Annotated in this window: 13 protein-coding genes and 2 tRNA genes; 8 read left to right on the top strand and 7 right to left on the bottom strand. The window is 67.3% G+C overall.

What is annotated here, in order from left to right:
• Nucleotides 1-46: 46 nt before the first annotated feature.
• Nucleotides 47-2,035 carry an FAD/NAD(P)-binding domain-containing protein gene (locus J7I79_RS08790; protein ID WP_214952337.1) on the bottom strand — a complete coding sequence of 663 codons (1,989 nt, stop codon included), beginning with the start codon at nt 2,033-2,035 and terminating at the stop codon, nt 47-49.
• Nucleotides 2,036-2,096: 61 nt separating this feature from the next.
• Between J7I79_RS08790 and J7I79_RS08785 the strand changes: the two genes are divergently transcribed.
• The 3 genes from J7I79_RS08785 (at nt 2,097) to J7I79_RS08775 (ending at nt 6,304) form a co-directional block, all read left to right on the top strand.
• Nucleotides 2,097-4,391 carry a prolyl oligopeptidase family protein gene (locus J7I79_RS08785; protein ID WP_214952335.1) on the top strand — a complete coding sequence of 765 codons (2,295 nt, stop codon included), beginning with the start codon at nt 2,097-2,099 and terminating at the stop codon, nt 4,389-4,391.
• Nucleotides 4,392-4,493: 102 nt separating this feature from the next.
• A tRNA-Ser gene (locus J7I79_RS08780) sits at nt 4,494-4,581 on the top strand.
• Between the two features lie 133 nt (nt 4,582-4,714).
• The gene (locus J7I79_RS08775; RefSeq protein WP_214952333.1) at nt 4,715-6,304 is read left to right on the top strand and encodes an NAD(P)/FAD-dependent oxidoreductase; all 1,590 of its coding nucleotides are present in this window, start codon (nt 4,715-4,717) and stop codon (nt 6,302-6,304) included.
• Nucleotides 6,305-6,368: 64 nt separating this feature from the next.
• Here the strand turns inward: J7I79_RS08775 and J7I79_RS08770 are convergent, their stop codons facing one another.
• Nucleotides 6,369-7,814: an MFS transporter gene (locus tag J7I79_RS08770; protein WP_214952331.1), complete on the bottom strand. Its 1,446-nt coding sequence runs from the start codon at nt 7,812-7,814 to the stop codon at nt 6,369-6,371.
• Nucleotides 7,815-7,907: 93 nt separating this feature from the next.
• A complete protein-coding gene (locus J7I79_RS08765) occupies nt 7,908-10,097 on the bottom strand; it encodes an ATP-dependent DNA helicase RecQ (protein WP_214952329.1) in 2,190 nt (729 codons plus the stop codon).
• Nucleotides 10,098-10,246: 149 nt separating this feature from the next.
• On the opposite strand from J7I79_RS08765, the gene J7I79_RS08760 reads away from it, so the two are divergent.
• The 4 genes from J7I79_RS08760 to J7I79_RS08745 all read left to right on the top strand — a co-directional run bounded on the left by J7I79_RS08760 (nt 10,247) and on the right by J7I79_RS08745 (nt 13,935).
• Entirely contained in the window at nt 10,247-11,665 is a 1,419-nt protein-coding gene (locus J7I79_RS08760) for a phosphomannomutase/phosphoglucomutase (RefSeq protein WP_214952327.1), read from the top strand.
• A 9-nt stretch (nt 11,666-11,674) separates the two neighbouring features.
• The gene (locus J7I79_RS08755) at nt 11,675-12,145 is read left to right on the top strand and encodes a hypothetical protein (RefSeq protein ID WP_214952325.1); all 471 of its coding nucleotides are present in this window, start codon (nt 11,675-11,677) and stop codon (nt 12,143-12,145) included.
• Between the two features lie 20 nt (nt 12,146-12,165).
• Entirely contained in the window at nt 12,166-12,615 is a 450-nt protein-coding gene (locus tag J7I79_RS08750; protein ID WP_214952323.1) for an Rrf2 family transcriptional regulator, read from the top strand.
• A gap of 159 nt (nt 12,616-12,774) precedes the next feature.
• A complete protein-coding gene (locus J7I79_RS08745; protein WP_214952321.1) occupies nt 12,775-13,935 on the top strand; it encodes a globin domain-containing protein in 1,161 nt (386 codons plus the stop codon).
• On the opposite strand, the gene J7I79_RS08740 is transcribed toward J7I79_RS08745, so the two are convergent.
• The 4 genes from J7I79_RS08740 to J7I79_RS08725 all read right to left on the bottom strand — a co-directional run bounded on the left by J7I79_RS08740 (nt 13,932) and on the right by J7I79_RS08725 (nt 20,718).
• Nucleotides 13,932-14,564, bottom strand: a complete 633-nt coding sequence (locus J7I79_RS08740) for a TetR/AcrR family transcriptional regulator (RefSeq protein ID WP_214952319.1) — start codon at nt 14,562-14,564, stop codon at nt 13,932-13,934. The two genes, J7I79_RS08745 and J7I79_RS08740, sit on opposite strands and share 4 nt — an antisense overlap.
• 1 nt (nt 14,565) lies before the next feature.
• Nucleotides 14,566-17,124, bottom strand: a complete 2,559-nt coding sequence (locus tag J7I79_RS08735) for a PEP/pyruvate-binding domain-containing protein (protein WP_214952317.1) — start codon at nt 17,122-17,124, stop codon at nt 14,566-14,568.
• A complete protein-coding gene (locus J7I79_RS08730) occupies nt 17,117-18,679 on the bottom strand; it encodes an MFS transporter (RefSeq protein WP_214952315.1) in 1,563 nt (520 codons plus the stop codon). Before J7I79_RS08730 ends, J7I79_RS08735 begins: the two co-directional genes overlap by 8 nt.
• Before the next feature lie 212 nt (nt 18,680-18,891).
• Entirely contained in the window at nt 18,892-20,718 is a 1,827-nt protein-coding gene (locus J7I79_RS08725) for a phosphoenolpyruvate carboxykinase (GTP) (RefSeq protein ID WP_214952313.1), read from the bottom strand.
• A gap of 278 nt (nt 20,719-20,996) precedes the next feature.
• Between J7I79_RS08725 and J7I79_RS08720 the strand changes: the two genes are divergently transcribed.
• Nucleotides 20,997-21,070: transfer RNA gene (locus tag J7I79_RS08720), tRNA-Arg, on the top strand.
• Nucleotides 21,071-21,184: the final 114 nt, after the last annotated feature.

Raw genomic sequence — 21,184 nt, 5'->3', positions numbered from 1 at the left:
GCAGGAAATGAGAGAGCGTCGGGGCGTTGGTTTGGGCCGGCGGGAGTCAGCGGTCGAGGATGTGCCGGGCTATTTCGTCGGCGTCACGGAGGGTCCGCTGGCCGCTGCGGTACACCGGCCCGCTCTGCGGCCGCGACTCCGCGGCAATGGCGGTGCCCCACTGCGCTGCGGAGAGCTGCAGGCCCAGCACGTACAGCCCGTCCGTGACGGATCCGTTGGCGCCCACCGGCCGGTAGGGGTGCGGACTGACATCCAGGCCGGAGGTCTCCACCGGAATTCCCTCCACGGTCATCATCAGGCGGGGCCGCACCAGGCCGTCGGCCAGGAGCTGCTCCAGCATCGGGGACACGTTCACGGCAACCCTGTTGGCGGGAGCGAGGGCTTCGATCATGGTGCGGGCGCGGACTGCTCCGTCCCTGACCCACGGAGATGCCGCCGAGAAGGTGCCGGCATTGCGGTCGAGCGCGAATTTCGGGTCCGGGCCCACAAAACTCACCACTCCCGCCTTTGCGAGCGCTGCGAGCTGCTCCGCGCGGATGGCCGGCGGGCCGCTGGCCAGTCCTTCGACGAACGACTCGAACCAGCCCCGGAGGCCGGCGACCCAGGACTCATCGGTGATGCCGCCGTCGGCCACTGCCGATTTCAGCACCGCCCTGCCGTGGTGCAGCGCGCCGATGGTCATCTTCACCGGGTCGTCCTCGCCCAAGGCCGAGCGCCGGGCGTCATCGAGCAGGTACTCCACGACGGCGGAATCCACGTCCGCCCGTGACGCGAAGGACCGTCCGGCCAAGGGTGCTGCGAGGCCCGGGAGGTTCAGGCGCTGGCCGGGCGCCACATGCTTGGCGATCAGGACGTCGGCTTCGGCCTCCCAGTGGGAAACGCTGTGGGCGTGGGGCCGCATCGTCTCCTGGAGCATGGCCAGGAACTCCCCGGGCTCGGTGACGGCGTCCGGGCGGGTCCGGACCAGGGTGGAGTAGTAGGCCCAGAGGGCGTCGCGCTGCAGGAGGGGCCAGAGGTCGTGATCGAAGCCGGGAGTGATTCCCGCCGCCGCGAACCGCCCGACGGCGCCCCCGGTGCAGTACCGGAGCGTCACACCAGCCGGGTAGTACCCGGCGAGGTTCGCTTTGGCCCGGTATGGCGTCCCGCGCCGGGACGCGGCAATAATCAGCGGCTCGTCCCCGGACGGGATGTACTCCAGTTCGGTCCGCACCGGCCTGGGACCCGCGGCCGTGTCGCCGTCTGCCACGGCTGCCACGAACTTCCCGCCGCGCCCTTCGGTGAGCTGCCCCATCACATCGAAGAAGTTCAGCCCCATGCCGCGGACCAGCACGGGCTGGCCTGCGGGCACTACGGACCAGTCGACGTCGGCAGGTGCTGCCGGCGGCAGGTACAGGAGCCCCAGCTGGCCGGCACCTGCCTGGAGCTCGCGCTGTTCGGCGTTGAGCCTGGACTCGAGGTGCCCCAGGGCCAGCACCACGGAACCGACGGTGAGCGGCCCGCCGTCCTCGAGTTCGACGTCGAACGTTCCGTTGCCTGCAGGCCGGACAGCGGTGGCTGTGGTGCGGTGGAACCGGACGGTCACGCCTGCCGGGAGGTGGGCCAGCAGCTCGTCGAGGGTGGAGCGCAGGTAGCGGCCGTAGATGGCACGGCTCGGAAAGTCCTGCGATCCGAGGCCGGACAGTTCGGCCCGTTCGTCCTCGGTCAGCGAGGCGAGCGGATTGTCCTGCTGCGCGGCCCGCCACCGGTCGAAGGTGGCGCCCGCTACCGGTGCAGCCAGTTCAGGGTCTTCGGGAATGACTGTGGGATAAAACGACTGCGTGTTCATCAGGTACAGCCGCGACTGGCCGGGCTGCCACACGTGGCCCGGCCCGGCAGGGTAGGGGTCCACCACGTCAATGTGGAGGCCCGGGGCGCCGCCCGGCCGGGAAGCGGAGGGGTTCCTGAGGCGCCAGTTGGCCAGGAGCCGCTCCAGGACACTGGTACCGCGGGGTCCGGCCCCTATTAGTGCCGTCCGGATGCTTTGCGATATGCCCACGCCATCCAGAGTATCCGCATGTGACTTGCTAGCTGCGCGCCGATGTTGTTTCGTAGGGGCCATGACCACCACAGCAGCTGATCACCAGCCCGCGTCCGGCGCCTCTTCCTCCGCCGGGAGAGCGCCCGAACCGACCGACGAGAATATCTGGCTCGAGGATATCTACGGCGAAGAACCGCTGGCCTGGGTCCGTGAACAGAACGCCCGCACCGAGGACCTGCTCGAGGATGCCGACTACGCCAGGCTCGAAAGCCGCATCCTGGAGGTGCTGGACTCCACGGACAAGATCGCCATGGTGGGCAAGCACGGCGACTGGTACTACAACTTCTGGCGCGACGGAACGAATCCCAAGGGCCTGTGGCGCCGCACGTCCTGGGACAGCTACCGGAGCGGGTCGCCCGAATGGGATGTGCTGCTGGACGTCGACGCCCTCGCTGCTGCAGAAGGCGAGGAGTGGGTATTCCACGGCGCCAATTTCCTGCGTCCTTCAGCCGGCGAACCGCACCGCCTGGCGCTGCTGTCCCTCTCCCCCGACGGCGGCGATGCCAACCGCTACCGTGAGTTCGACGTCGAGACCCGCACGTTCGTCGACCCCGCATCCGGCGGGTTCGACCTCCCGACGGCCAAGGGCAACGCCTCATGGCTGGACCGGGACACGCTGCTGGTGGCCAGCACCGCCGACGGCATGCCCAAGACGTCCTCGTCCTACGCGCGCACCGCCGTCAGGCTTCCCCGCGGCGGGTCGCTCGCGTCCGCCGAACAGGTGTTTGAAATCCCCGAGGACCACATGATGGCGCTGGTTGCCCATGACTCCACACCGGGGTATGAGCGAACCTTCGCCATGGACTGGATCAGCTTCTTCAACAAGAACACGTCCGTGCTGCGGGACGGGGAATGGGTTGTCATCGACGCCCCGACCGACGTGAACCTGAGCGTGCACCGCGGATGGCTGCTGTTCCGCCCGCAGGGCGACTGGGACGTCAACGGAACCACGTACCCGGCAGGTTCGCTGCTCGCCGCGGACTTCGAGGGCTACCTTGCGGGCAGCCGCGAACTCCAGGTCCTCTTCACCCCGGACGCGCACACGTCGCTGCAGTCATGGAGCTGGACCCGGAATTTCCTCATCCTCAACCTCCTGCGGGATGTCTCTTCGGAGATCCGCGTCCTGGACCCGGAACGGCCCGGAACTGATTCGGCCTGGGCCTCCAGTCTGCTGGACGCCTGCCCGCCGCTGCATGACGTCAACGCCTTCGCCGTTGACGACGAGGACGACGCCGGCGACTCGGATGACGACGACGGCACCGGCACCGGCGGCACCGTGCCCGTGCCGGAGGGGGAAGCTCCCGGCGCCGGGGATGACTTCTGGCTCGTGGCCACCGGCTTTACGACGCCGAGCACCCTGACCAGGGGGACGCTTCGCCGCAGCGGAGACGGCGGTGTTGTGAGCGAGCACGCGGTGATCCGCACCTCGCCGTCCTACTTTGACGATTCCGGCTACGAGGTCCAGCAGCACTTCGCCGTGTCGGACGACGGCACGCGGGTCCCCTACTTCCAGGTGGCTTCCCGGGACCTGGTGCTCGACGGCCAGAATCCCACGCAGCTGTCCGGGTACGGCGGGTTCGAAGTCTCGCGGACGCCTGCCTACAGCGGCGCGATCGGCCGGGCCTGGCTGGAACGGCGGACGGACGCACCTGGCGGAACCGAAGCGACAGCAGAAGACGGCCCGACGCACAGCCGCGGCGGCGTCTACGTGGTGGCGAACATCCGTGGCGGCGGCGAGTACGGGCCGTCGTGGCACCGCGCCGCGCTGCAGGAAAAGCGCCACCGCGCGTTCGAGGACTTCGCGGCCGTGGCCCGGGACCTGATCTCGCGCGCAGTCACGTCCAAGGAGCGGCTCGGCTGCGTGGGCGGCTCCAACGGCGGGCTGCTGGTGGGCAACATGCTGACACGGTACCCGGAGCTGTTCGGCGCGGTGTCCTGCGGGGTGCCGCTGCTGGACATGCGCCGCTACACCAAGCTGTCCGCCGGGTACTCGTGGATCGCCGAATACGGGGATCCGGACGTGCCTGAGGAGTGGGAGTTCATCCGGACGTTCTCGCCATACCACCTCCTTCACGACGGCGTGGACTACCCGGAGACCTTCATCTGGACTGCAACGTCCGATGACCGGGTGGGGCCCGTGCAGGCGCGCAAGATGGCGGCGCGGATGCAGGCCATGGGCATCCCCAACGTCTGGTTCCACGAGGCGCTGGAGGGCGGCCACGCCGGCGCTTCCGACAACCGGCAGGCGGCCGCTTTGCAGAGCCGCAGCCAGCATTTCCTGTGGCGTTCCCTGGCGGGCCGCGCCGACGGGTAGCTCCCGCGGCGGGTCCCTGTGCCTCCCGTTTGGCACGTTTTGGTGCCGTTTTGCACTGAATGCCCCGTTCTGCGTATCCTTGGTGGGCTAGGAATAGCAATTGGAGACGTGCCAGAGCGGCCGAATGGGCTTCACTGCTAATGAAGTGTGGGGCACAACTCCACCGGGGGTTCAAATCCCCCCGTCTCCGCGTTTGGCCCCGGTCTTTGGACCGGGGCCTTTTGCGTTCCCGGGACCTTCTGTGTTTGCGCCTTCTCCGTTTCCGTGGGTACTCCCGCGTTTGGCCTCCCGCCGGGAAGGTGCACGGGTGGCAGGATGGCCAGATGGCGAGCAGCAGCAAGCATGATGTGGTTATTGTCGGCGGCGGGCACAACGGCCTGGCGGCTGCCGCCTATCTGGCCAGGGCCGGGCGCGACGTCCTGCTGCTGGAGAAACTGGACCACGCCGGCGGCGCTGCCGTTTCCGCCCAGGCATTCGACGGCGTCGACGCGCGGCTTTCGCGGTACTCCTACCTGGTGAGCCTGCTGCCGCAGGAAATCATTGACGATCTCGGACTGCGGATCCGGCTCGCTCGCCGGCGCTACTCCTCCTATTCGCCGGACCCGGCAAACCCCGGCCGGGGCCTCCTGATCGACAACGGCGATGCCGGGGCAACGGCCGCATCATTCGCCGCAGTGGGGGCGCCGGCCACCGAGGGCGCGGACTTTGAACACTTCTACGCGGAGTGCCGGGAGCTCACCGGGACCCTGTGGCCCACCATGACATCCCCGTTGCTCACCCGGTCGGAGGCCAAGCGGCTCGCCACAGCGGCCGGAGCCGGGGCTGTGTGGGCATCGCTGGTCGAGCAGCCACTTGGCGAAACCATCACCAGCAGGCTGCACAGCGACCTGGTGCGCGGCGTGGTCCTGACGGATGCCCTGATCGGGACCTTTGCCAGGGCGGACAGCGCCGATCTCCAGCAGAACGTCTGCTTCCTGTACCACCTCCTGGGCGGCGGAACCGGTGACTGGGATGTTCCCATCGGCGGCATGGGGGCGGTCTCGGGCGAGCTCGAGCGCGCCGCCCGCGAAGCCGGCGCCACCATCCTGAGGTCTGCCGAGGTCACGGCCGTCCGGTCCGGCGGCTCGCTGGACTACCTCCATGGCGGCCGGGAACATTCAGTCTCTGCGGCCTGGGTCCTGTCCAACGTCGCGCCCGCGGTCCTGGACAGGCTGCGGGGCAGCACCGCCGGGGAGCCCGCAAATCCGAACCACCGGCGCGAGGGTTCACAGGTCAAGGTCAACCTGCTGCTCCAGCGGCTGCCGCGGCTGCTGGACAGCAGCGTCAGCCCGGAGGCAGCCTTCGGCGGCACGTTCCACATCAACGAAACCTGGACCCAGCTGGACGACGCCTACCTGGCGGCGGAGCAGGGAACAGTCCCGGATCCGCTGCCGTGCGAGATCTACTGCCATTCGCTGACCGATCCCACCATCCTCTCCCCGGAGCTGCAGGCGTCCGGCGCCCACACCGTGACTGTTTTCGGGCTGCACGTTCCGGACAGGCTCATCACGGCGGAGAACAACGACCAGATGCGGGCGGCGCTGCAGGCCGCCGTCGTGAAATCCCTCAACTCAGTGCTGGCGGAGCCGATAGAGCAGCTGCTGCTGACGAGCGCCGACGGAACCCCGTGCATCGAAACCAAAACCACCCTGGATATCGAGCGTGCCGTGGGCATGCCCCGGGGCAACATCTTCCACGGCGGGCTCGACTGGCCGTTCGCCGAGGACGACGCCCCGCTGGACACCCCCGCCCGGCGCTGGGGCGTGGCCACCGACGATCCCCGGATCCTGCTGTGCGGCTCCGGAGCACGGCGCGGCGGTGCAGTGAGCGCCCTTGGCGGCCACAACGCGGCCATGGCGGTGCTGGAGTCGTAGGGTCCGGTGTATGGGTTAGCTGCCTTGTTCGCGGCCTCGGCGAGTTGCCTGGGGGGGTTGCGGCCTAGGAGTTCGCGGCCTTGGGTGCCGCGGAACGCCCGCGGCTGACTTCGGCTCCGGCTTGCCGGTGCAGCGCCAGGCTGTCGGCGGTGCTGAGCAGCATCAGGACCGTAATGGCCAGAAACGCGCCCCGGTAGGGCGCAACGGGGTCTGCCCCGAAGGCGCCGGGGGCGGCGAAGAGCCGGAGGAACAGGGCGCCGACGGCGATGCCGGCACCGGCCGCAAGCTGGACCAGGGTGGCCGAAATTGCGTTGGCGGATGGCAGCTGCCCCGGGACGATGTCGGCGTACTGGATGGAGGCGTACGCCGAGAAACCGATGGAGCGGAACGCGCCGCTGCAGACCAGCAAGGCGAAGATGAGCGGTTCCGGGGTTCCGGCGTCCAGCAGGGCGCACACGGCAAACGTTGCGGCTGATGCGAGCGACGCGAAAACGAGGACGGGCTTAAAGCCGAACCTGCGGATGAGCGGTGTTGTTGCCGGTTTGATGCCGATATTGCCCACGAAAACCGCGGCCACCATGACGCCCGCATGCAGGGGATCCCAGCCGAAACCATCCTGGAACATGAGCGGCAGCAGGAAGGGGACCGCGCTGATGGTCAGGCGGTAAATAAACCCGCCCGTGGACGTTGCCCGGAACGTCCGGGTGGCGAAGACATTCAGCTGGAAGAGCGGGTTGGTGGTCCGCCGCAACCACAGGATCGCCCCCGCGATCGACACGAAGCCCGCGGCCACGCAGATCGCACCGAACGGTCCCGAGGGGTGGGCAGTGGCGAGTTCGAGGCCCACCACCAGGGCACCCACGCCCAGCGTGGTCAGCAGCAGCCCTACCCAGTCAAGGCGCCGGGACTGGTCTCCCGCTCCCTTGGGGACCAGCCGCAGGGCAGCAATGAACGCGGCCAGTCCCAACGGAATGTTGATCAGGAAGATCCAGTGCCACGACAGGAACGTGGTCAGTGCTCCGCCCACCAACGGCGCAAGGACCGGCGCCAGCAGGCCCGGCCACACCAGGTAGGCCGTAGCCCGCAGCAGGTCTTCCTTGGGGGTGCGGCGCAGCACCACGAGCGTGCCGACCGGCACCATCATGGCGCCGCCCGCGCCCTGCAGGACACGGCTGACGGTGAGCATGGTGAGGTCCTGGCTCAGCGCGCACAAAAGCGAGGCAATGGTGAACACGGCGATGGCGGCGCAGAAGACACGACGGGCGCCCACCCGTTCGGCCAGCCACCCGCTGACCGGAATGCCCATGGCCACCGTCATGAGGTAAGCCGTCATGGTGATGTTGACGTCCGCCGGCGCCACGGCGAAATCCCCCGCAATGCTGGGGATGGCAGTGGTCAGCACCGTGCCGTCCAGGAACTCCATAAAGAAGGTCGCAGCAACGAGCAGGGCCAGCCGGGGCTGCCACTCCTGGCGGACAGCCGAAGCGGCGTTGTTCAGTGGTTCGCTCATGGCTCCTGGCCTGGACTCATTCGCCGATCCTATAGGCGTGCCAGGCATGGTGCCAGAATAAGTCCGCCCCTTACGCGGACCCGCCGGAAGGCCCTACCCCGCCTGTCCCAGCACGAGGGGAAGCACGGCCCCGGCCCCGGCCCGGCGCAGGGCCCGGCCGGCGACTGTGACCGTCCAGCGGCTGTCCGTGAGGTCGTCCACCAGCATGATGCTCTGCCCCTGGATGCCGGCCATGGCCGCTTCCAGCTCAGGTCCCACGGCGAGGCGTTCCCAGACTCCGGCCAGCCGGTAGGCGCTGTTGCCTCCGCGACCGCCGGTGGGTCCGCCGTGCTCCAGGTTCAGCTCGCCCAGGTACGGTATGCGGCCAATCCCGGAGATGCCCCGCGCAAGGGAGCCAACGAGGGCGGGCTTGCTGCGCGACGGGATGCTGACGATGGCTGCGGGACGTCCGGCGCCGCTCCAGCCGGCGTTGCGTTCGTTTCCGGTGCCCCACTCGCGGAGGACCTGGACGCAGGCCTGGAGCATGGCGGGGTCCACCTCGCGGTCCGCGGCTCCTGATGCGAAAATTTCCCGCAGTGCACCGCCCCAGCCGAGGTCCGTCAGGCGGGCCAGCACCCGGCCCTCGGCCAGGCTCTCATCCGGCTTGATCTTGCCCTTGACGGTCACGCCGAGCCTGTCCATGCCGCTGGGCCACTGCAGGCGCGGCTCCAGTGCGATGCCGGCACGGCTGAGCGTCTGCCCCGCCGCTTCCGTTGCAGCTGACGCGATGTCCGCCGGGAACCAGCGTCCGGCGCAGTTGTCGCAGCGGCCGCACGCGTGGGCCGTTTCGTCGTCCAGGACCGAGGTGATGTACTCCATTCGGCACCCGGCCGTGTCCTGGTAGATCACCATGGAATCCTGCTCATCCACCCGGGCCTCGGCAATACGCGTGTACCGTTCGGCGTCGTACGTCCAGGGCTGGCCCGTGGAACGCCAGCCGCCGCCCACGCGCTCCACCGCACCGTCCACGGACAGTACCTTGAGCAGCAGTTCGAGCGGCGTGCGCCGCAGGTCCACGCGGGCTTCGAGGGCCACGGTGGATACAGCGGCGCCGGCCTCGGCCAGCGCGGTAAGGACCGCCGCGGCTTTCTCCTCCGACGGCATGGATGCCGTGGCGAAATACTGCCAGATGTCGCGGTCCTCCGAGCCGGGCAGCAGCAGGACATCGGCGTTCGCCGCGCCACGCCCCGCACGGCCCACCTGCTGGTAGTAGGCCACCGGGGAGGATGGCGCGCCCAGGTGCACCACGAAGCCCAGGTCAGGTTTGTCGAAGCCCATGCCAAGGGCCGAGGTGGCCACTAGCGCCTTGACCTCGTTGTCCTTGAGGAGCTGCTCGGCCCGTTCACGGTCCGCGGGGTCCGTGCGCCCCGTGTAGGCGAGCACTTCATGGCCGGCCTCGGCGAGCAGGCGCGCGGTGTCCTCGGCAGCGGAGACTGTGAGGGTGTAGATGATGCCGCTGCCCGGCAGGTCCGCCAGGTGGGTCAGCAGCCAGCCCAGCCGGTCGCGGGAGTCCGGCAGGCTCAGCACGCCGAGCCGCAGCGACTCACGGCCAAGGGCGCCGCGGATGGTGAGCACGCCGTCGCCCAGCTGTTCCTCAATGTCGTGGACCACGCGGGAGTTGGCGGTTGCGGTGGTGGCCAGCACGGGCACGGTGTCCGGAAGCTGTGTGATGAGGTCCGCGATGCGCCGGTAGTCAGGGCGGAAGTCATGGCCCCAGTCCGAGATGCAGTGTGCCTCGTCAATCACCAGGAGCCCGGTGCGGCGGATCAGTTCCGGAAGCTGGTTCTCCCGGAAGGACGGATTGGTGAGCCGCTCCGGCGAAACAAGCAGGACGTCCACCTCGTCCGCAGCCAACTGCCCGCGGACAGCATCCCACTCCAGCTGGTTGGCGGAGTTGATGGCGACCGCGCGGACGCCGGCCCGGGCCGCTGCCGCCACCTGGTCCCGCATCAGTGCCAGCAGCGGCGACACGATCAGTGTGGGGCCGGCTCCGCGGCGCCTGAGCAGCAGCGAGGCCACAAAGTAGACGGCCGACTTTCCCCAACCGGTGCGCTGCACCACCAAGGCGCGGCGGCCGCGGTCGACCAGGGCCTCAATGGCCTCGTACTGGCCGTCATGAAAGCGGGCTTCCGGATGTCCCACCAGGCTTCGCAGCACTTCCAGGGCCTGGTCCCGGGTGCCCGTTTCACCTGCGGGAAGATCGACGGAAGCGGAAAGGACTGAAGCATTCTGGTTATTGGCCATTGGTTCAGTATCCCAGCCCCCTCTGACAGCCGGGAAGTTCAGGCTCCGGCCATGTGGACTACAGATTCACACCCGGGCCTGCAGGGCACGCCCGGGTAACTCAACTACTCCTCCACGGCCGCGTTGCGCTTCAACGTAAGATGGAACGCGTGACTAGCGACCAGACAAAGACTTTTGACCTTTCGGCATCGTTCAAGGCCTACGACGTACGTGGCATTGTGGGCGAATCCATTACTGCCGAAATCGTCGAAGCCGTAGGCGCCGCGTTCGTGGATGTCCTGAAGCTCGAGGGCCAGACGGTCCTGGTGGGCGGCGACATGCGCCCCTCCTCCCCCGAGTTCAGCAAGGCCTTCGCCAACGGCGCCGCCACCCGCGGAGCAAACGTCCAGCTGCTGGACCTCATCTCCACGGACGAGCTCTATTACGCCTGCGGTGCGCTCAACGCGGCCGGCGCCACGTTCACCGCCAGCCACAATCCCGCCGAATACAACGGCATCAAGATGTCCAAGGCCGGAGCCCAGCCCATCTCCTCGGAGTCGGGCCTGAAGGAAATCCAGGCCCGCGCGGAGGAATACCTCCACGCCGGATCCATCCCGGCCGCGGGCACGCGCGGCCTCATCGGAGTCCACGATGTCCTCAAGGACTACTCCGAATACCTGCGCAAGCTCGTGGACCTCAAGGGATCCCGCCCACTGAAGGTGGTTGTGGATGCCGGCAACGGCATGGCAGGCCTGACCACCCCGGCAGTGCTCGGCGACGCCCTCCTGCCCAAGCTGCCGTTCGACATCATTCCCCTCTACTTCGAGCTGGACGGTTCCTTCCCGAACCACCCGGCCAACCCGCTCGAGCCGGAAAACCTGCTGGACCTGCAGGCCGCCGTCATCGAGCACGGCGCGGACATCGGGCTGGCCTTCGACGGCGACGCTGACCGCTGCTTCGTCATCGACGAGAAGGGCAACCCCGTCTCGCCGTCGGCCATCACCGGTATGGTGGCCCGCCGCGAGATCGCCCGCGCCAAGGCACAGGGCGAGGAAACGCCCACCATCATCCATAACCTGCTGACCTCCAAGGCCGTCCCGGAACTGGTGGCGCACGACGGCGGCCGCGCCGTCCGCACACGGGTCGGGCACTCCTTCATCAAGGCCGTCATGGCAGAGGAAGGCGCCGTCTTCGGCGGGGAGCACTCCGCGCACTTCTACTTCCGCGACTTCTGGAATGCAGACACCGGCATGCTGGCCGCCATGCACGTCCTGGCCGCCCTCGGCGAGCAGGACGGCCCGCTGTCCGAACTCGGCTACGAGTACGAACCCTACGTTTCCTCCGGGGAAATCAACTCCGAAATTGACGACAAGGCAGGCGCTGTAGAGCGCGTCCGTGCCGATTTTGCCGGCGAAGACGTGGATGTCGACCTGCTGGACGGCAGCACGTTCACCGCCCGCGACGGCAGCTGGTGGTTCAACCTGCGCCCGTCCAACACCGAGCCTTTCCTGCGCCTGAACGCAGAGGCCACGGACAGGGTTACGATGGAACGCATCCGCGACCGCGTGCTTGCCCTGGTCAACGGCTAGGCCGCCAGCATGGCTGAACTTTCCGGAACGCCCTGGCGGGACTCTGTGCCCGAGGCCACGGCCACCGACCTGGAAAACCTGCTGGGAACCGGCGTCGGCGCGGCACAGGAGCAGCTCGGGCGCAATGGCGGGTTCCTGCCCTTCGCACTCGTGGTGGAGAACGACGGCGAGGTGCGCCTCGTCGCCGTTACGCCTGCGGACGCCGAGTTCGGCTCGGAGGGTGAATTCGATGCCAATACGATGATCAGCGACCTCACGGAACTGCTCCGGCAGAACCGTGACGATTTCCGTGCCGCCGCCGTGGTCTGCGACATCACCCTGCTGGAAGAGGACACGGATGCCATCCACGTGGCGGCCGAGCACCGTGACGGGTCCGTGTTCGCCGCCGTCCTGCCCTACGAACCCAACACCGAGTCACGCGAATGGGAGTTCGGGCAGCTTTCAGCTGATTCCAACGAGCCCGCCATCTGGGTGGACTAGACCTCCACTAGGTTGATGACATGAAGATCAATGCCTTCGCGGATGTGAGCCTGCGGGCCATGATGGTGCTGTCCGCAGCACCTGACGGCAACCTGCTGACCACGCAGAGCATCGCCGACGCCGTGGGCACCCCGTACAACCACGTCAGCAAGGCCATGGCCAAACTCCGTGAACTTGGCGTGATCGACGTCGAACGGGGCCGGAACGGCGGCTCCAGGCTCAACGAAGCCGGGCGCAGGGCCACCGTGGGCCAGCTGCTGCGGCTCCTCAACACCCGGGTGGATCCGGCCGACTGCCACTCATTGAATGGCGACTGCCCGCTCATCAACGACTGCCGGCTTCGCGGGGCCCTCTCGCGCGCCCGGGAAGCCTTTTACCGCGAACTCGACGACATTGTGGTGTCCACTCTTCCCGGATCCCGCCAGATGGCGCCTGTGTTCCAGGCGATCGGGCTCCGCCCGGGGCTCTGACTCCCGACTCCCTGCAGACCGGGCATTTCCGGATCCGCCGCCCCCGATTTGGATATCTCTTCTACGAAGTGTAGAACTTATGTATAAATACTTGTATTTCAAATACAGGTATTGACGCGGTCCGGATGTACGCCCCGGGCCCTTACCTCAGGAGTACGCATGCTCTCGGACAAATCCCGCCCCGTCATCGAAGCCACCCTCCCGTTGGTCGGTTCCCGGATCGGCGAAATCACCCCCAAATTCTACGCCCGGCTCTTCGCGGCGCACCCGGAGCTGCTGGACGGGCTCTTCAGCCGCTCGAATCAGCGCAACGGCAACCAGCAGCAGGCCCTGGCCGGAAGCATCGCCGCTTTCGCCACCCACCTGGTGAACAACCCCGGTACCCTGCCGGAGACCGTGCTCGCCCGCATCGCCCACCGCCACGCCTCCCTCGGCATCACCGAACCTCAGTACCAGGTGGTCTACGAGCACCTGTTCGCCGCCATCGCCGAAGACCTTGCCGAGGTCATTACCCCGGAAATCGCCGAAGCCTGGACCGAGGTCTACTGGCTGATGGCGGACGCCCTGATCAAGCTCGAAAAGGGCCTCTACGCCGCACAGGCCAACGGCACGATGTGGAGCCTGTGGATGGTCGCCGCCAAGACCCACGCCGGCACCGGCTCGATGACCTTCACCCTGGAACCGGCCGACGACACCCCCATCACGCCCGCCCTGCCCGGCCAGTACGTCAGCGTCAAGGTCACCCTCCCGGACGGGCTGCGCCAGGTCCGCCAGTATTCTCTCTCCGGCGACGCCGGCACGAGCCGCAGCTTCACCACCAAGAAGGACGACGGCGGCGAGGTCTCCCCCGTCCTGCACGACACCGTCCAGGTGGGCGACATCCTCGAGATCTCCAACCCCTACGGCGAGATCACGCTCAAGGAAGGCGAGGGCCCGGTGATCCTGGCCTCCGCCGGCATCGGCTGCACGCCGACCGCGTCCATCCTGCGTTCCCTCGCGGACTCCGGCTCGGACCGCCAGGTCCTGGTCCTGCACGCGGAAAGCGATCTGGAGTCCTGGGCGCTGCGCTCCCAGATGACGGACGACGTCGAACGCCTCGAGGGCGCCGACCTTCAGCTCTGGCTGGAAGAACCGCAGGCCGGTTCCAACGCAGGCTTCATGTCGCTGCGAGAAGTGGACCTGCCGGCAAATGCGTCGCTGTACCTGTGCGGACCGTTGCCGTTCATGAAGCACATCCGCAACGAGGCCATCAACGCGGGAATCCCCGCCACGAAGATCCACTACGAAGTCTTCGGCCCGGACATCTGGCTGGCGAGCTAGCCGAAGCCTTCAGCGGACTGCCGCCCCCTCGGCGGGCTGACCCCCAACAACGGCAGCATCACCTCGTCCACCACCTGCACCAAATAATCGTCCTCGATGGGCGCGGCCGAGAAGATGAATCTCTGCCGTAGCAAGGCGGGGCCTGCCTCGATCTTGCAAGCCGTGGCCAGGGCGGGGTCGCATTCGCCCCGGGCCACGGCTTGCTCAATAATGGCGCGCATGACCTTGACGACGTTGCCCCGCGTGTAGTCGTGGATTTCCGCGGCCACCGCCGGGTTCTGAAGCGCCTCGCCCAGCAGCCCGCGCATGGCCTGCCCCACCACTCCTTGCAGTTGCTGCGCCACCTGCCGCAGGACTGCCAGGGCATCTCCGCGCAGGCTTCCCGTGTCGGGGACGGACGCGGGGCCGGGCATCGCATCGTAGGCTGCCTCTAATACCAATGCCGCACGTCCGGGCCACCGCCTGTAAAGCGAGGCCTTACTGGCCCGGGCGCGCTCGGCGACGCTGTCCATGGTCAAGGCGGCATACCCGGATTCGGCGATCTCCGCCCGGGCCGCTTCGAAGATGGCGCTGCTCAGGGCAGCTCCGCGGCGGCGCGGCAGCTTTCGGTGGTCTTGGAGCTCCGGCATCTCAGGCCCCGTCCGACGTGGGCGCGGACAGGACCGCTCCGGCGGTTCCATCCACAAGTACGCGCTGCCCGCCGGCCAGGGTGCTGGTACCTGAACCAGTGCCCATGACAGCCGGAATTCCGTACTCCCTCGCCACGATCGCCGCATGCGAGCCGAGCCCGCCGGTGTCCACCACCACCGCGGCGGCCCGCTGGAACAGGGGTGTCCAGGACGGGTTGGTATATGGGCAGACCAGCACCTCACCACTGCGCAGCTGGCCGAACTCGGCAGGACCACGGATCACCCGCACGGGCCCGCTCGCCTGGCCGCGGCTGGCTGGCGTTCCGGTGACGAGGGCCCCCTTCACACGGCGATTACGGCCAAAGAGCAACGCCGGGTCCAGCAACGGGATCCCCTCCAACTCGCGCCGCTTCGCCGCCCGCGCCAGCACCACCGGACGGAAACGCTCACGGACGGAAGCTGGCAGCGCCCCGCCGTCGTCCGTGTCCGTGTCCGTGTCCGTGTCCGTGATCGACGCCAGCTCCTCGAAGCGCAGGTGGTAGACGTCGTGCGCCTCGTCGACCACGCCGGCAAGAACCAGGCGGCGGCCGAGCTCCCGGTACGCGCGGCGCATCGGCGGAATGACCTTTGTGGCGTAGAAGTGGCTGTCCTCGCGGAACGCCATTCCGCTCCGTGCGGACTCGACGGCGGCCAGCACGCTCCGGCGCAGCGGCGCGAACCAGAGCAGAGGGTGCCTCCTCAACTCGGACAGCGCCATCCCGGTCTGGTCCACCGTCGGGAGCCGCTCCCCGAACATGGCTTTCACCAGCCCCAGCACCACTTCCGGCGCATCGGACCAGGTGGGTGCACTGCTCAGGACAACGCTGACGGTTTCACGGTGGCCGTATTCGAGCAGAAACGCTTTGAAAGCCTCGCGGAAGGCGACGTGTTCGGGTTCCTTTTCCACCAATTCCAGCAGCCTGCCCGGGTCCGGCTCAGCAAAGGCGCGCGCCAGTCCGGGATCATCGGCGGCAATCGCGGCCAGCTGTTCAAGAGCGCGGTTCGCCTGGCTGGTCCGGGTTTCCGCCCCGGCGATCAGCGCAGCCGCCAGCTTAGCCTTGCCCAGCAGCACGAGCATCAGACGCATTTTCAGCAACGGCACGAAGACTCCGGGCAGGTAGGAGACGCGCAGATCCGTGATGCCCCGCATCGTTGCGAAGGATTCTTCCGCGAGTGCGACGACGGCACGCCACCGTAACGGGCCGGGATCCTTCCCGTTCAGCTGTTCCACGTTCTCAAGGAACGCGGAAAACCGTGGATCCTGTGTCCATTTGGCCGGATCAAACTGCCTGGCGCGGCGCGCCAATGACACAGGCGCGGCCAGCGTCCGGATGGTCGGGTGCGGAATCGGCGGGACGAGCCGCACCACCACGCCGTCCTCCTCCGGGAGGAGCTGATCAACCGTTGGGAAGACCACCCCCACGCTTCCGGCCATCCGATGCAGCATGGCCAGGATTCCCCGGCTCATCCAGCCGGACACATCCAGCGGATAGGGCCGTTCCTGGAACATCTCCATGAAAAACGGCCCCAGCCGACGTTGGAAGGGGTTGAGCGTCTGCGGCTGGGGCGGCAGCGCCGTCATAGGCCGCGACTGCAACACATACAGGAGTCCCCCGGAGACCGCCCATTCAATATCCTGCGGCCGCCCGAAGTGTTGCTGTGCCCGCTGCCCCAGACGGGCCAGCTCCGTCAGTTGATCCGCGGCCAGCTCCGGCCCGGTGCCTGGCGCTCCGGGCTGTTCCTGTGTGCCGCCGCCCGCGGCCGCACTGATCATCACTTCCCGGCCACCTGGCGCAAAGCTGAGCGCCTTTCCCGTGCGGTCCAGGACATAGTGTTCCGGCGTCACCCGCCCTGCGACCACTGCCTCCCCCAGCCCAGGGCTCGCGTCCACCACGATTTCACCACGCGCGCCCGTGACGGGGTTAGCGGTGAACATGACTCCGGCCGTATCGGCGGGCACCATTCTCTGCACGACGACGGCGATGGCCAGCCCGCGCGGATCGATCCCCTGACGCTCGCGGTAGGCAACGGCCCGGTCCGTCCACAGCGACGCCCAGCAGTCGGCGACGGCCTGGACCACGGCGTCCTCGCCGAGTACGTTCAAGTACGTGTCCTGCTGGCCGGCGAACGCGGCCCCCGGCAAGTCCTCCGCAGTGGCACTGGAACGAACTGCCACGGCTCCGCCACCCAGCTCCGCATAGGCTGACCCGATCTCTTGCCACAAGTGTCCGGGTACCTCCGTTCCGGTGAACAGGGCACGGATGGCGGCGCCGCGGCTTTCACCGTCAGCCGTGCCAATGTCCGGGCCGTCGCCGGACTCAGCGCGCAGCAGGCCCTCCAGTGCCGCACCCACCGTTGTCTCCGCCAGGAAGGACAAGTACGCGCCGGTGGTGATGATGAAGCCCTGCGGCACGGGAAATCCCTGGCGCACCAACTCGCCCAGGGCAGCACCCTTTCCGCCGGCGGCAGCGATGTCTCCTACGCCGAAATCGGCCAGCGGGGCGGTGGTCTTCTCAGTCATCCGGGGCTCCTCGTGGTTTGCGGTCGGCAGGGTCTGCGGCGTCAGGGTCTGCGGCGTCGGAGTGCGCCGTGGTCCGCAGCTCCCGCTCGGGCAGGAAGAGCGTCAGGACGAATGCCGCGGCCAGCACCATGGCGGCATAGCCGAAAACAGGCGGAAGTGCATGGCCGAACGCCTCGGCCACTGCACTGCGGTCCGCAGCAGGCAGACGCTCAAGCGCCTTGGGCGTCAGTGATTTGAGACTCTCCCCCAGTGCGGCTGCCAGCGACGCGGGGACGGCGGCGGCGAAGCGCACAGTGATCAGGGAACCCAGAACTGCCACACCGACGGAGGCGCCCACCTGGCGAAGAAAGGTCACGGTGGAAGTGGCGGCGCCCAGGTCGCGCCGCTCCACGGAATTCTGCACCACCAGCACCATGACTTGCATGACCAGCCCGATGCCCAGCCCGAGCAAAAGCATCGACGCCAGCACCAGCCACGGGTTGCTCCTCGAATCCATGGTGCTGAACAGCCAGGTTCCGGGAACGGCCAGCAACGTCCCGGCCACCGGGTACAGCTTGTAACGTCCGGTGCGGGTGATCAGCGCGCCGGATGCCGCCGTCGTGAGCAACAGTCCGGCCATGAGGGCGATCAGCATGCCGCCCGAAGCGGTGGCCGACATGCCCATGCCCACCTGCAGGAAGGCCGGAAGGTAGCTCAGCGTGGCGAACATGGCGAAGCCGATCAGGAAGCTGACCGCCGTGGGGACCGCGAATGCGGCGTCGCGGAACAGCGACAACGGGATGATCGGATCCGCCGTGCGTCGCGCGACTAACAACCAACCGGCCATGGCCGCAACAGCCACCGCCGCCAGGACAGGCGTCACCCAGCCTGGCCCCGAATAGCTCCCGCCGCTGCAGAGCAGGATCACCGAGACAATTGCCAAGCACAGCAAAGCCGCGCCGGCGTAGTCCACCCGTCGCCCGCGCGGGGTGTCCGGCAGCCGGAGCGTGAGGGTCACCACCGCAAGGGCGGCCAGGCCCAACGGCACGTAGAAATAGAAAATCCAGCGCCAGGAGAAGTGGTCCACCACTGCCCCGCCGGCAAGTGGACCGCCTACCGCGGCCACAATGAAGGCGGCGCCGATGATGCCAAGAAACCTGCCGCGGTCGCGCGGACTGACAAGTTCGCCAATGATCGCCTGTGCCCCGATCATGAGCCCTCCGCCGCCGATGCCCTGAATCGCCCGGTAGGCGATGAGTTCCGGCACGGTCTGCGCCAAGGAGCACAACGCCGCGCCAATAATGAAGAAGATCAGGGAGCCTTGGAGGACGCGCCTGCGCCCAAAAGCATCGCCGAGTTTGCCGGTCAGGGGCATAGCGGCCGTGGCGGCGACAAGGTAGCCGGTGATGATGGCGGACATCTGGTCCAGACCACCCAGGTCTCCGGCAACGGTGGGCAGTGCAGAGGCCATGACCGTCTGGTCAAGGGCGCCGAGGAACATCACAAGCAGGATGCCAGGCAGCGCCGCCCTGATGGCAGACGGGAGCCGTTTGGTGTGCTGCTGGGCGTTGTCCATGGCCCGGTCCCTCAACTTAGAGAACAACTAGTTCTCTAAAAGCTACGCCCGGCCGCCGCGCGGCACAATGGCCAGGCGCATGATCGACTGCCACGGACCGGCCGTTTGACCGCGGAAACCGCTGTCACGGAGTAATCGACGGTGAAATGACGACGGCGGCCCCGCTCCTTCCAGGGGAAAGGTGCGGGGCCGCCGTCGTCCTTACTGGAATGTCAGCCGAGGCGGGCCTTCAGGCCCTCCAGCTCGGACTGCAGTGCCTCAGGCAGCGAGCCGCCGAAGTTGGCGAACCATTCCTCGATGGAGGCGAGTTCGGTGGCCCACTCGGCCGGGTCGACGCGGACGGCTTCTTCAACCTGGGCAGGGGTCATGTCCAGGCCCTTAAGGTCGATCGAGTCACCGGTGGGAACGAACCCGATGGGGGTCTCCACGGCGTCAGCCTTGCCTTCCAGGCGTTCGATGGCCCACTTCAGAACGCGGGCGTTGTCACCGAATCCGGGCCAGGCGAAGCCGCCCTCGGAATTGCGGCGGAACCAGTTGACCAGGAAGATCTTGGGCAGGCGCTCCGGGTTGGCCTTGGCGGACAGGTTGACCCAGTGGTTCAGGTAATCGCCTGCGTCGTAGCCGATGAAGGGCAGCATGGCCATCGGATCCCGGCGAACAACACCAACGGCACCGGCTGCAGCGGCAGTGGTCTCGGACGACAGGGTGGAGCCCATGAAGATGCCGTTGGACCAGCTGCGCGCCTCGGTGACCAGCGGAATGGTGGTCTTGCGGCGGCCGCCGAACAGGATCGCGGAAAGCTCCACGCCGTCCGGGTTGTTGTACTCCTCGGCCAGCATGTCGATCTGGTCGATCGGCGTGCAGAAGCGGGAGTTCGGGTGCGCAGCGGGCTTGTCCGAGTCCGAGGTCCAGGAGTTGCCCTGCCAGTCGGTGAGGTGCGCGGGCACTTCCTCGGTCATGCCCTCCCACCACACACCACCGTCGTCGGTCAGCGCGACATTGGTGAAGATGCTGTTGCCCTTGGCGATGGCGCGCATCGCGTTGGGGTTGGTTCCCCAGCCGGTGCCGGGAGCGACGCCGAAGAGGCCGGCCTCGGGGTTGACGGCGCGGAGCTCGCCTTCCTTGCCGAAGCGCATCCAGGTGATGTCGTCACCCAGGGTCTCCACCTTCCAGCCTTCGATGGTGGGATCGAGCAGCGCGAGGTTGGTCTTGCCACAGGCGGACGGGAAGGCAGCCGAGACGTAGTACGTCTTCTGCTCCGGGGACGTCAGCTTCAGGATGAGCATGTGCTCAGCCAGCCAGCCTTCGTCGCGGGCCATCACGGAGGCGATGCGGAGGGCGTAGCATTTCTTGCCCAGCAGCGCGTTTCCGCCGTAGCCGGAGCCGTAGGACCAGATGGAGCGCTCCTCGGGGAAGTGCACGATCCACTTGTCCGGGTTGCACGGCCACGGCACGTCGGCCTGGCCGGCCTCGAGCGGGGCACCCAGGGAGTGCAGGGCCGGGACGAAGAACGCGTTGGTCTCGGTGATGCGGTTCAGCACGTCGGTGCCGATGCGGGCCATGATGCGCATCGAGGCAACAACGTAGGCACTGTCGGTGATTTCGACGCCGAACTTGGGATCTTCGGCGTCCAGGTGGCCCATGACGAACGGGATCACGTACATGGTGCGGCCGCGCATGGAGCCGGCGAACAGTCCGCGCAGCTTCTGCTTCATCTCGGCCGGGGCCATCCAGTTATTGGTGAAGCCGGCGTCGTGCTCCTTCTCGGAGCAGATGAAGGTCTGCTCTTCCACGCGGGCTACGTCCGCGGGATCAGAGAATGCAGCGAAAGAGTTGGGGAAGAGCTCCTGGTTCAGGCGCGTCAGCGTTCCTGCTGCGACGAGTTCGTCGGTGAGGCGCGTGTTTTCCTCTTCGGTACCGTCAACCCAGTGGATGCGGTCCGGCTGAGTAAGTTCTGCAACCTCTTCGACCCATGCCAGCAGGCCAGCATGTGTAGTGGGTGCTTTCTCAAGCAGCGGCAGTCGTGCGAGATCGCCCATTGCGGTTCCCTTCCTCGGGTTCAGTGGTGTGTCCTAAATGCTAGGGCTCTAGACCACTGGAATTTCTGGGCTAGAGATGGGATGTCCTCGTGGGTAAAAAGCAAAAACCGCGGAAAATCAAGGAACAGCACCCAAGAAATCACCCCTTTTTGTGAGTAAGGTCACATAGACCGGTCTAGTTGTGTAGATTACACACGTTTCGATTTGGAACTCCGTGGCAACTCGCGTAAAGTAATTCGAGGTTCGGGGGTGAACGAAAAACTCCCGGAACCGAGAATGCGCCCATAGCTCAGCTGGATAGAGCGTCTGTCTACGGAACAGAAGGTCAGGGGTTCGAATCCCTTTGGGCGCACAGACAGAAAGATCCGCACCGGTTCGCCGGTGCGGATCTTTTTTTGTTTCAGTATGTTTCGTCCTGACCGGCCGAGGGCGGCCGACCTGACCGCCCCTTCGGGTCAGGCCGCCA

It is taken from the genome of Arthrobacter sp. ISL-69 (assembly GCF_018613775.1).
Taxonomy (GTDB): Bacteria; Actinomycetota; Actinomycetes; order Actinomycetales; family Micrococcaceae; genus Arthrobacter.
This window is presented reverse-complemented; position numbering and strand designations above follow the sequence as displayed.